Genomic DNA, 11422 nt, shown 5'->3' with positions numbered 1-11422 from the left:
GGCGGCCAGCGTCAGCAGCGCCACGTGCAGGTGGACCCGACCCGGGGTAGGCATTGCGCGGCCTCGCAGGCTGCCGTTTGAGGTGACAACGGCAGCGGCGGGCTCAGGCGGACAGCAGCGCGTGCAGCCGCGCCTTCAGGCGCCGTCCCTCGGCGTGGAAATAGGCGCGCTGGCGGCGCCAGTCAGGACAGCGCGCCTCCACCTCGGCCCAGAACGCCGGCGAATGGTCGGCATGGATCAGGTGGCAGAGCTCGTGGACCAGCACGTACTCGAACGCCGCCGGCTCGCCCAGCACCAGCGCCAGGTCCAGCGCCAGCGCGCCGTTGGCCGCCAGCGAACCCCACTGCGAGGACATCGGCCGCAGCCGGATCCGCGCCGGCGCGCGCGGCAGCGCGGGCAGGTAGCGCGGCAGCCAGCGGCCGACGTCGGCGCGCGCCTGCGCTTCGTAGAAGTCGCGCAGGCAGCGGCGCAGCGCCGCCGGCCCGGCGCGCGGCGGCAGCGCGAACAGCGCGCCATCCGCGTCCACGCGCAGGCTGGCATAGCGCCCCTGCTCCCAGCGCAGCGGCAGTAGTGCGCCGCGCAGCGGCAGCGTCGCGCTGTCGCCAGGCACCAGGGCGACGATGCCGTCGGGGTCCTGCGTCGCCAATTGCAGGGCGAGCCAGTCGCGGTGCAGGTGCAGGAAGCGCTGGCCGGCCACCAGGCTGGCGCGAGGCGGCAGGGTGAGGCGTGCGCCGCGCTCGCCGACGGTCAGCCGCAGGCGTCGCGCGCGCGGATCGCGCACGCGCTCGACGTCGATCTCGCGGCCGTCGTCGAGCCGCACCGAGGTGCGGTCGCGCAACAGCGCGCGTGGCGCGATCAGGCGGCGCAGCGGGGAGGGCATGGGCGAATTCTATGGCCAGGCGCCGCGGTGACGCGCGGCCGCGGAGGGAGAGGCTGCGGTCGCGGTGCCTGGTGCGCCGGCGCGCCGGCGCGCTCAGCCATCGGCCCTGGACAGCTTCAACGCCGGCTCGAGGATCGCGAACAGGCGCCGGAACTCGCCGCTCATCAGCGCGAAGCGCGCATCGAGTTCGGCGCGCAGGTCCTCCTGTTCGGTGCCCTCGAGCTGGTCGACAGCGCCATCGAGGAACTTCAGCTTGCGGATCACCAGGTCCTCGCCGAGCACGAAGGAGAGATGGTCGTCGAGGGTCAGCGCCAGGCGCGTGACCTGCTTGCCCGACTCCAGGTGGCGGGCGATCTCGTCCGACTCCAGGTCCTGGCGCTGGCACTTGACGATCGCGCCGTGGTCGGCGGCGTCCTTGAGTTCGCACTCCTCGCCCAGGGTCAGGCCGCCGGGCAGCGGCTCGCCGGCGATCCAGCCGGTCAGCACCGAGCGCGGCGCGACCTCGGCGTTCAGCGGCAACGCCGGGAAGCTGCCCAGCGCGCGCCGGACCTCCGAGACCGCCGCCTCGGCATTCTTGCGGCTGGAGGTGTCGACCGCGCAGACGCCGTGCTCGAGATCGAGCAGCACCGAAGTGCGCGAGGGCCGCACGAAGGCGCGCGGCAGCAGCTCGTGCACCAGCTCCTCCTTGAGCCGCTTGCGCGCGCGGCCGCCGGGCTTGCGGCCCTCCTTCTCTTCCATTTCAGCGAGCTTGCGCGCCAGCAGGTCGTTGACCACCGCCGCCGGCAGCAGCCGGTCCTCGCCGCCGACGGTCAGCCAGAGCGCGTCGGCGATGCGATGCGAGAGCGCCTCGGCGTCGCGGCCGAAGGGCGAGACGAAGCCGCGCGAGGACAGCTCGAGCGGGCCGACCGGCTTGAGCCGGGCCTCGTCGAGACCCTCGTCGAGGTGGGCCAGGTCGAGGCTGGCGGGAAAGCGGAACAGGGTGAGGTTTCTGAAGAACATGCGGGGGCCGGAAGTGGGAGTGGGGTTGGAGCGGTTGGGCCAGCCCCGGGCTGGCGTCAGCGGTCGGGAACCGGGGAGTCGCGTTGGGTGGTCCGTAGTCGATGATGGGTGACGGGTGATTCGGAAGGGCGCGGGGTGACCGCCGCGCGTGTGTCCGGCCGGGCTCCGGAAGCGCTCACTGCCGCCGTTCGGACCCGGGATGTCCAGTTGCAGGCCGGCAGGGAGGCGTTTCCCGCGTACGCGGGAGCGATGACTGCAAGGTCACGGCCTTCAGCGCTCGCCGTGGTCGGTGGCCGCGTCTGCCGGGTCGTCGCCGGCGGGTCCGGCACGCGCTCCGGGCGGGTCGGCGCTTCCGTCGCCGGGGTGGAGGGAGAGGAAATCGAACAGCTTCGGATCGGCCAGCTGCGACGGTCGGATATCGCCGAGCGCGCGGGCGATCTGGTCGATCCGGCCGGGCGTCTCGCGCTCCCACTGCGCCATCATCCGCTGCACCTGCCGGCGCTGCAGGTTCTCCTGCGAGCCGCACAGGTTGCACGGGATGATCGGGAACCGTTTCGCCGCCGCATAGCTGGCGATGTCGGCCTCGCGCACGTAGGCCAGCGGCCGGATCACCACGTGGCGGCCGTCGTCGGAGAGCAGCTTGGGCGGCATCCCCGACAGCCTGGCGTGGAAGAACAGGTTGAGGAAGAAGGTCGCCACCATGTCGTCGCGGTGGTGGCCCAGCGCGATCCTGGTGTAGCCGTGCTCGGCGGCGTAGCTGTACAGCGCGCCGCGCCGCAGCCGCGAGCACAGCGCGCACATGGTCTTGCCCTCGGGCACCACGCGGCTGACCACGGAATAGGTGTCCTGCTCGAGGATCCGGTACTCGACGCCGATCGAGTCCAGGTACTCGGGCAACACGTGCGCCGGAAAGCCGGGCTGCTTCTGGTCGAGGTTGACCGCGGTGATCGAGAACGAGACCGGCGCCTTCTCGCGCAGCTGCAGCAGGATGTCCAGCATCGTGTAGCTGTCCTTGCCGCCGGACAGGCACACCATCACCCGGTCGCCCTCGGCGATCATGCCGAAATCGGCGATGGCGCGGCCGACCTGGTGGCGCAGGCGCGCGCCCAGGCGCTTGCGTTGGTGCGCCTGGGGTTCCGGGTCGGGGCGGCGGCGTACCGGTTCGGGCAGGGGCAGGACGGTGCTCATCGTGCGCATAGTCTACCGGCTGCGGTCGCGGTGACGGCGCGGCCCGGCTGGCGCTAAGCTGAGGACACGATGCAGAGCACCGATCCGGCCGAAGCCTCACGCAAGCTCGCCGAGCTGCGTGTCGAGCACCGCGACCTGGACCTGGCGATCGCCAGGGTGCAGGCGGACGCGCACGCCGACGATCTGGCGGTCAAGCGGCTGAAGAAGCGCAAGCTGCAGCTCAAGGACGCGATCGCGCGGCTGGAATCGTCGCTGATCCCCGACGAACCCGCGTAGAGCGGAGCTTGCTCCGCTGTCTCCGGCTCCGGAGCCTGCGCAGCCGAGCAAGCTCGGCTCTACGGGGCTTCGGGGGTTGCGCAGCCGAGCGAGCTCGGCTCTACGGGGGCTCCGGAGGCTACGCAGCCGAGCGAGCTCGGCTCTACGGGGTGGGGGGCTCGGCTTCCGGTGCGGGCTTCGCCGCCTCGGGGCTGACCTTCTCGATGGTATGTCGCAGCTCGCGGCCGAGGATGACCTTGGCGTCGCGTGCCCAGGCGTCCAGGCGCTGGTCGAAGGTCAGCTTGCTGTTGCCGTCCAGCTTCACCAGCTCGAGCTGGCGCAGCTTCTGGATGAAGCCGCGGAACAGCGAGCGGTCGAAGAACTCCGGCGCCGCCGGGGCGTAGAGCAGGCTCAGGCGCTGCGCCGCCAGCTGGCACAGGCTCTCCAGCTCCCCGGCGCCCAGGGTGCCCGGCCCGTTCTTGGCCAGCACCGAGATGGCGATGTAGTAGCGCTCGAAGGCCTGCTGCAGCGGATGGCCCAGCGCGCGCAGGCGGAACACCTCGTCGCTCTGGCCGACGTTGCGCTGGAAGATCCCGCCATCGTCCTCGCCGACCCGCTCCAGCAGTCCCTCGCGCACGAATACGTCGATGGTGCGATCGATGCGTTCGGCGAATTCCTGCGCGTCCCAGGGCAGGAACAGCTCCCCCTGCAGGAACGGATAGACCGCGCGGCCCAGCCGCAGCAGGTTGGCATGGCTCATGCGCCGGTTGTGCAGGAAGCAGCAGGCGATCCACGCCGAGGCGGTGTAGAGATGCACCACGTTGTTGCGGAAGTACGACAGCAGCACCGCGGTGTCGTCGTCGACGCGGAACACGTCGCCGAGCGGATGGGCGGTGCGATTGAGCACGCCGATCTCCTCGCCATGGGCGACGATCTCGGCCGGCGCGTGCGGCGTCACGGTGACCAGGTCGCTGTACGGCACCTCGGCCAGCAGGGTCTTGGACAGCGAGATCTGGGCCAGCAGGTCGGCCTCGCCCATCGCGTGCTTGGGCGTGGACAGCAACGCCAGCGCCAGCAGGTTGATCGGGTTGACGTCGGCGGCGCGGTTGATGTTCTGCTGGATGCGCTGCGCGGTGGCGTCCACGGTGCGCGACAGCCAGTCCGGGCGCTCCTCGTCGGGCAGCGGCCGGCCGTCCCAGGCCGCGGCGTGCTCGGAGAGCATGTCGGCCAGGGGGATCGCCTCGCCGAAGTTCACCACCACCTGGCCGTAGTTCGAGCGCAGCACCCTGGGAATGCTCCACAGCAGCTGCCAGATCGATTCCTTCTCCTTCGGCTTGCCGGACAGCTCGTCCAGGTAGCTGTCGCCCTCCATCAGCTTCTCGTAGCCGATATAGACCGGCTGGAACAGCACCGGACGGGTCGGCTGGCGCAGGAACGCGCGCACCGTCATCGAGACCATGCCGCCCTTGGGCGCCAGCAGGCGGCCGGTGCGCGAGCGCCCGCCCTCGACGAAGTACTCGATGGAATACCCGCCGGCGACCAGCTGCGCCACGTACTCGGCCAGCACCGTGGAATAGAGCGCGTTGCCGCGGATCGAGCGGCGGATGAAGAACGCGCCGCCCTTGCGCAGCACCGTGCCGATCACCGGCAGGTTGAGGTTGATGCCGGCGACGATGTGCGGCGGCACGATGCCGCGGTTGTAGAGCAGGTACGAGAGCAGCAGATAGTCCATGTGGCTGCGGTGGCTGGGTACGTAGACGATCTCGTGCCCGGGCGCGGCCGCCTTCAGCGCATCCAGGTGGTGCACCAGCACGCCGCGGAAGATGCGGTTCCACACCGTGGTGAGCAGGAAGCTCGCAGAGCGCACCACCGGGTGCGAGTAGTCGGCGGCGATCTCGTAGGCGTAGGCGTGCGCCTTGCGCCAGGCTTCCTCAGGGCTGGAGCCGGCGCGACGGGCCTGGTCGGCGATCGCCTCCTTGACCGCCGGCGCCGCCAGCACCTTGTCCACCAGCAGCCGGCGGGTCGACAGGTCCGGCCCGATGATCGCCTCGCGGATGCGGTTGAAATGGGTGCGCAGCACCCGCGAGACCTTGCGCACGGTGCGCTCGGGGGTCAGGTCCTCGGCGATGCTGGCGCGCAGGTCCACCGGCGCGGCGAAGCGCACCAGGGTGTCGCGGCCGTTGAGCAGGATCGCCAGCAGGCGCCGGAACCGGCCGACCAGCGCCCAGTTCTCCGAGAACAGCACCGAGAACCAGCCGCTGGCCTTGTCGGGAGAGCGGCCGACGAAGATCGACACCGGCAGCAGCTGCACGTCGAGCGCGGGATCGGCGCGATGGGCCTCGAGCAGGCGGGCGAGCGACTCGGAATGGGTTTTCTGCGGCGGCCGCTTCCCCGGCGCCAGCGCGTTGAGGGTGCTGCCGGCGTTGCGCCGCGACAGTGCCACGTAGGCGCGCTTGCGTCCCAGCGGGTCGCCGGGCAGGGGCTGCAGCGGCGAGGGCATCCCGGCCTCGCGGCAGGCACGCTCGAGGATCAGCGCGTTGGACAGGCCGTAATCCTCGAGCACGTAGCAGACCGGGCGCCGGTCGACGTAGCCTTCGGGGTCCTGCGGCTCGATCTTCAGCCCGATCCATGGCGAGAGCAGGCGGCCGAGCAGACGCGCCCAGAGCGGCGGGCGCGGCCGCCGGCGGCGCCCCGGAACGGCGTCGGGGGCCGCGCCCGCCGCGGTCGCAGCGGGGCCGGCCGCTGGATCGTCGCCGTCGCCGGCGTCCGGAAAGGGCAGGCGGGACTGGTCGGGTTGCTGCGCCATAGACGGGCATTATCGCCCAGCGCGGGGGGCGGCCGGTGCGGGGCGTGTTCAGGCGCCCTCTTCGCCGCCCTCCGGCGGCGGCGCGGCGGGCTGGCCGGCGTCGATGCCGGCCTCGGCGCGGCGCAGGTAGTCGCTGCGGTACCAGTGGCCTTCGCGCCGCTCGACTTCCAGGCGCGCATCGATCGGCTGGCCGGCCAGCTCGTAGCGCACCCGCACCACGGCGCGGTCGCCGGTCTGGCGCTCGAGCGTGGCGTCGATCGCCGACAGGGCGGCGTCGATGTCCAGGCCGTAGTCGGCCAGCACCTGCTTGAGCTCGGCCAGGAATGGCGCCAGGCGCCGCAGCGTCTCGGTCATGCCGGCGGCCGCCAGGGCGTCGTCGTCGCGCAGGCCGGTGGCGCGTGCGGCGGCGGCGAGCCGGGCGATCGCCGCGTCGGCGCGCGCCGGGTCGGCCAGCGGCGCCTCCAGGCCCCAGCGCACCAGGGCGGCGATCAGCTGCAGGTCGCGCTCGCGCGCGTGCTCGTCCAGCGACGCGTCTCCCTGCACGTAGTGCACCCCGAACAGCCCCAGTGCCTCGACCGCCTGGCGCAGCTCGGCTTCCGCGCCCCCGAACTGCTCGCGGAACTGCTGCCGCAGCCGCGCCTCGGATCCGTCCTCCGCCAGCGACTGCAGCAGGCCCGGCAACTGCTCGTGCAGCGGGAGTTCGTCGAGCGGCCAGCGGTTGCCGCGGCTCCAGGCGGCCTGCAGCCGCGCGTGCAGGGCCGGCGGCACCGCGTCGCGGGCGAACGCCACCAGGTCGCCGTCGCGCAGGTGCCGCGCCGGCAGCAGTACCGCGTCGACCGGGCGCGCCGCCGCCGCGGGCGCGGGAGCGGGCGCCTCGCGCTTGCAGGCGGCGGCGCAGAAGGCCAGTGCCGCGGTCAGCAGCAGCAGGCGGGCGGTGGCAGGCATGGTGTTCCCCCTGGGTGCAGGCGCATCTTGGCCGCGCTGCGTGGCGGGGACAAGGCGGAACCGGCGGCGCCGCGCCGGAACGTGACGGCGGTGGCGCCGGCACCGGGCTACAGGTCGCGCACCACCCAGCCGGAGGTCTGTTCGGGGACCGCGTCGAGCGCCGCCTGCGCGACCTCGGCCGGTGCGCGCCCGGCCTTCCAGGAGGCCGCCACCGCCGCCAGCCGCTCGCGGGTGGCGCGGGTGAACGCGCCCTCGAGCTCGTTCTGGGCGTCGGCGGCCAGCTTCTGCGGGTACAGGGTGCGGGCGTCCTCGCTGTGGTTGAGCAGATCGATCATGTGCGCCAGCGCGTCGCGGAAGGCCGCCGCGCCGAGCGGCGTGCGCTGGGTGCGCTGCAGGTGCCAGACGGTGAGGTACTCGACCGGGCCGAGCAAACGCCGCGGCGTGGCGCCGAAGAACTGTCCCGACAGCGTGCTGGCCGAAAACGGCGTGACGTTGTCCGGCAGCCGGGTCGCGCCCCAGGAGCTCAGTGCCCCACCGGGCAGGTCCATCCGCCGCAGCGCGGTGCCGAAGGTGCCGGCCAGCAGCCGCTTGGCGCGGTCGTCGTCGCTTTCCGCCACCACCCCCAGCAGACGCAGGAACATCGGGTAGTGTTCCTCGCCGAGGCGCCGTGCCAGGCGCTTGAGCACGGTGAGGCGGTATTCGGGGTCGCTGTGCGCGGCCAGCGCCGAGACCAGGCGGTCCGCGGCGGCGCGCAGGGCGGCGGGAGAGGGGGGGGATTCGGTCATGGCGGCGCCGCCGGGCGGCGGGCGGGGATGCGGATCAGGACTCTACCGCGGCGGCGGCGGCCGGCGGAAGCGCGGCTCAGGCCAGGGCGTCGAGGATCGCGTCGGTGGCGCGATCGGCCGCCTGCGCCAGCTCCAGCCCGCCGAGGGCGCTCTCGAAGCCGAGGTCGCCGGCCAGCATCCGCGTGCCGGGGCCGAATCCCTCCCACGCGGCCGTCCCGAGCACCCGCTCGCCGGCGTCGATGGCCGGCGCGGCGGTGGCCGGGGCCTCGCGGGCGGTGTCGGGCGCTCGTTGCGGCTGCGGGCCATGCTGACGCTGCAGATCGTCGAGCGCGACCTGCCCGTCCAGCCGGCCGAGGCCGGTGACGTTGAGGTGCGGATCGGAACCGATGCTGCTCATGCGCTTGGGGACACCCGGGCTGACTGACGGAGTTCGGCCGCTTTGCGGCGTTGGGAGCAATGTAACGAGGCCGCAGCGCCAGTGTCACCCGGGGGCAACCCTAGGTCGCGGGAGAGGCCGCGGGCGCTGTTCAGGATCGTCATCGCGGGCCGGGGCGGCCGTCCCGACCATGCTAGCCTCGCGCCGACGTCACGGCAACGCGGTGCGCGGATGGCAGAGAAGGACCAGGGCGCCGACAAGACCGAAAAGCCCACTCCGAAGAAGATCCGCGACGCGCGCAAGGAAGGCAACGTCGCCAAGAGCAAGGAGCTGACCAGCACCGTGCTGGTGATGGGCTGGATCGCAGGCGCCTGGATGCTGACCGGAATGATGCACGCCCGCATCAGCGAGCTGTTCGACAGCAGCCTGGCGGCGGTCGGCCAGCCGTTCTTCCAGGTTCTGCCGGAACTCGGCGTCCTGGCGCTGCAGACCCTGCTGTGGCTGACCGTGCCGTTGATGGTGCTGGCGATGATGCTGGCCGCGGTCACCGAGTTCCTCCAGGTCGGGCCGATCGCCACGCTGAAGAAGATCAGCCCCAAGCTCGACAAGATGAACCCGGTCGAGGGCGTCAAGAAGATGTTCTCGATGGACAACCTGGTGGAGCTGATCAAGTCGGTGCTCAAGAGCGCGGCGTTGATCGGAATCGGCTACATCGTGCTGCGCGGCATGCTCGAGAGCCTGCTCAAGCTGCCCTATGCGTCGCCGGCGGCGATGGGCTCTGCGATCTGGCACGCCCTGAAATGGATCGTGATCTGGACCGTGGCGGTGTTCTTCTTCGTCTCGGCGCTGGACGTCTGGTACCAGAAATACTCCTACACCAAGAAGCTCAAGATGAGCCGCCGGGACATCAAGCAGGAGGTCAAGGAGAACGAGGGCGACCCCTACGTCAAGCAGCGTCGCAAACAGTTGCACCAGGAGTGGTCGCAGCAGAACATGCTGGGGTCGGTGCGCAAGTCGAGCGTGGTCGTGACCAATCCAACCCATATCGCCGTCGCCCTGCAGTACGAGCACGGCGAGACCGAGCTGCCGGTGGTGGTGGCCAAGGGCGAGGGCGCCCTGGCCGAGGAGATCAAGCGCGCCGCCGAGGAGGCGGGGGTGCCGATCCTGCAGAACGTGCCGCTCGCGCGCGGGCTCAACGAGAAGGTCGAGCTGGACGACTACATCGGCAGCGAGTTCTTCGAGGCCGTGGCCGAGGTGCTGCACTGGGCCGAAGGCGTGCGCCGCGGCGGCGGAGGCTGACTCCGCGCCGGCCCGTCCGCGGGCTCCTGCCGCCCCCGATAGAGCGGAGCTTGCTCCGCTACGTAGGCTCCGGAGCCGGGGCAGCGGAGCAAGCTCCGCTCTACGGGGGCGGGTCCTCGAAGATGATCCGCAGCAGCTCCACCAGCCCGCGGCTGTCGGTCAGGCGGTCGACCAGGATCTCCACGTACACGCCCAGCATCAGCAGGATGATGGCCGTGGCCAGCCAGGCCTTGATCGGCAGGGTCAGGGCGAACACGTTGAGCGAGGGCGCGTAGCGGTTCACCAGGCCGAACGACAGGTCGATGATCAGCAGGATCACCATCGCCGGCGCCGCCAGCACCAGCAGCAGGGTCATCATGAAGCTGAAATGGCCCACGAACAGGTTGACGCCGGTCGCCGGAAGGTTGGGATAGAACGAGGTCGGCGGCCACAGCGCATAGCTCGACATCAGCAGGTCGAGGAAGATCAGGAACGCGCCGCTGGCCATGAACAGCCAGGCGGCGAAATGCGAGAGGAATTCGCCGTGCAGGGTGACCTGGTGGCCCTGGATCGGGTCGAAGACCTGCGACATGCCCATGCCCACCTGGGTGTCGATGACGCTGCCCGCGGCCGAGAACGCCCAGAACACGATGCCGAAGCAGAAGCCGATGGCCACGCCGATGAACAGCTCCTTGAGCACCATCATCGGCCACTGCAGGGTGCTCATGCTCTCGGTCGGCGCCGCCGCCACCGCCACCGGCAGCGCCACGATCGCCAGGCTCACCAGGAAGCTGTTGCGCACCATCGCCGGCATGTTCGACTGGGTGATCAGCGGCAGCATCAGGAACGCGCCGATGATCCGGGGCAGGGTCAGCCCCAGCGCCAGCATGGCGTCGCCGATCGAGTCGTAGGGCATCAGCCGCCGCGGCCGCCCCCGCGGACCATGCCGGGGAAGTCGACGAAGATCTGGTGGGCGTAGGTGTACAGCGAGCCGCCGATCAGCGACCCGGTGACGAACAGCATCAGCACGATGGCGAGGAACTTCAGCGCGTACGCGAACGTCTGCTCCTGCAGCTGGGTGGCGGCCTGCAGGAACGCGACCACCAGGCCGACCAGCGCGGCGGCGGCGATCGGCGGCCCCGACAGCAGCAGCACCAGCCACAGGGCCTGCCGGGTGAGCTCGATGACTTCGTTCATCGCCCAGGCTCCAGGAAGTCGAAGGCCCGCATCAGGCCGGGCCGGCGTAGGTCAGCACCAGGCCGTGGACCAGCTTGGCCCAGCCGTCGATCAGCACGAACAGCAGCAGCTTGAACGGCAGCGAGACGATGGTCGGCGACATCATCATCATGCCCAGCGCCAGCAGGATGTTGGCCACCACCAGGTCGATGATCAGGAACGGAAGAAAGATCAGGAAGCCGATCTGGAACGCGGCCGTCAGCTCGCTCACGGTGAAGGCCGGCACCACCACGATGAAGTCGTCGACGGTCAGCGAGGCGCGCCGCTCCGGCGGCAGCAGGCGCTGGGCGCTGCGCAGGAAGAATGCACGCTCGGCGTCGTGCGAGTGACGGATCAGGAAGGTGCGCAGAGGTTCCTTGCCGGCCTCCACCAGCGCCAGCAGCCGCGCCGCGTCCATCCCGCCGCCCTCGGGCAGCGGTGGCGGCGCGGGCGGGGCGGCGATCACCACCGGCTCGTCGGGGTCGGCGCCAGCGGCAGCCGCAGCCGCAGCCGCTGCGGAGCCGGGCTCCGGCTCGTCGCCGGAAGTACTGCCGGTGACGTTGCCGAACAGCGGGCCGCGAGCGGGCGCTGCGGGCGCGGTGCCATCCCCTGGCGCCTCGGCTTCGGCGCGCAGCCCATCGGCGGCGGCGGGACTGGCGGGCGCGGGATCGTCGGCGGCCGGCCGGGCCGGGGCC

At 71.5% G+C, this 11422-nt stretch carries 11 protein-coding genes and 1 pseudogene; 2 read left to right on the top strand and 10 right to left on the bottom strand.

All coding sequences use genetic code 11. From position 1 onward, the window contains the following. Positions 1 to 103: 103 nt before the first annotated feature. The 3 genes from H0E84_RS03940 to ttcA form a co-directional block, all read right to left on the bottom strand. The gene (locus H0E84_RS03940) at positions 104 to 880 is read right to left on the bottom strand and encodes a M48 family metallopeptidase (RefSeq protein ID WP_180677329.1); all 777 of its coding nucleotides are present in this window, start codon (positions 878 to 880) and stop codon (positions 104 to 106) included. Between the two features lie 93 nt (positions 881 to 973). Beyond that, positions 974 to 1879: a recombination-associated protein RdgC gene (locus H0E84_RS03935; protein WP_180677328.1), complete on the bottom strand. Its 906-nt coding sequence runs from the start codon at positions 1877 to 1879 to the stop codon at positions 974 to 976. A gap of 270 nt (positions 1880 to 2149) precedes the next feature. Further along, positions 2150 to 3067: a tRNA 2-thiocytidine(32) synthetase TtcA gene (gene ttcA / locus H0E84_RS03930; RefSeq protein ID WP_180677327.1), complete on the bottom strand. Its 918-nt coding sequence runs from the start codon at positions 3065 to 3067 to the stop codon at positions 2150 to 2152. A 69-nt stretch (positions 3068 to 3136) separates the two neighbouring features. Between ttcA and H0E84_RS03925 the strand changes: the two genes are divergently transcribed. Beyond that, entirely contained in the window at positions 3137 to 3343 is a 207-nt protein-coding gene (locus H0E84_RS03925) for a YdcH family protein (protein ID WP_180677326.1), read from the top strand. 142 nt (positions 3344 to 3485) lie between these two features. Here the strand turns inward: H0E84_RS03925 and plsB are convergent, their stop codons facing one another. The 4 genes from plsB to H0E84_RS03905 all read right to left on the bottom strand — a co-directional run bounded on the left by plsB (position 3486) and on the right by H0E84_RS03905 (position 8255). Beyond that, complete coding sequence (gene plsB / locus H0E84_RS03920; RefSeq protein WP_180677325.1) at positions 3486 to 6128, bottom strand: glycerol-3-phosphate 1-O-acyltransferase PlsB; 2643 nt, start codon at positions 6126 to 6128, stop codon at positions 3486 to 3488. A 48-nt stretch (positions 6129 to 6176) separates the two neighbouring features. Next, positions 6177 to 7073 carry a hypothetical protein gene (locus H0E84_RS03915; RefSeq protein ID WP_180677324.1) on the bottom strand — a complete coding sequence of 299 codons (897 nt, stop codon included), beginning with the start codon at positions 7071 to 7073 and terminating at the stop codon, positions 6177 to 6179. Between the two features lie 107 nt (positions 7074 to 7180). Then, a complete protein-coding gene (locus tag H0E84_RS03910) occupies positions 7181 to 7858 on the bottom strand; it encodes a hypothetical protein (protein ID WP_180677323.1) in 678 nt (225 codons plus the stop codon). 76 nt (positions 7859 to 7934) lie between these two features. Continuing rightward, positions 7935 to 8255: a hypothetical protein gene (locus H0E84_RS03905; RefSeq protein WP_180677322.1), complete on the bottom strand. Its 321-nt coding sequence runs from the start codon at positions 8253 to 8255 to the stop codon at positions 7935 to 7937. A 210-nt stretch (positions 8256 to 8465) separates the two neighbouring features. On the opposite strand from H0E84_RS03905, the gene sctU reads away from it, so the two are divergent. Then, entirely contained in the window at positions 8466 to 9533 is a 1068-nt protein-coding gene (gene sctU / locus H0E84_RS03900; protein WP_180677321.1) for a type III secretion system export apparatus subunit SctU, read from the top strand. A 100-nt stretch (positions 9534 to 9633) separates the two neighbouring features. Here the strand turns inward: sctU and sctT are convergent, their stop codons facing one another. The 3 genes and pseudogenes from sctT to H0E84_RS03885 all read right to left on the bottom strand — a co-directional run. After that, entirely contained in the window at positions 9634 to 10428 is a 795-nt protein-coding gene (sctT, locus tag H0E84_RS03895) for a type III secretion system export apparatus subunit SctT (protein ID WP_180677320.1), read from the bottom strand. Next, on the bottom strand, positions 10428 to 10709 hold the full coding sequence (sctS, locus tag H0E84_RS03890) for a type III secretion system export apparatus subunit SctS (RefSeq protein ID WP_180677319.1): 282 nt from the start codon (positions 10707 to 10709) through the stop codon (positions 10428 to 10430). The genes sctT and sctS overlap by 1 nt, the downstream gene beginning before the upstream one ends. 31 nt (positions 10710 to 10740) lie before the next feature. Then, a pseudogene (locus tag H0E84_RS03885) lies at positions 10741 to 11422 on the bottom strand (hypothetical protein); the annotation flags it as partial.

This window comes from Luteimonas salinisoli, assembly GCF_013425525.1.
Taxonomy (GTDB): domain Bacteria; phylum Pseudomonadota; class Gammaproteobacteria; order Xanthomonadales; family Xanthomonadaceae; genus Luteimonas; species Luteimonas salinisoli.
This window is presented reverse-complemented; position numbering and strand designations above follow the sequence as displayed.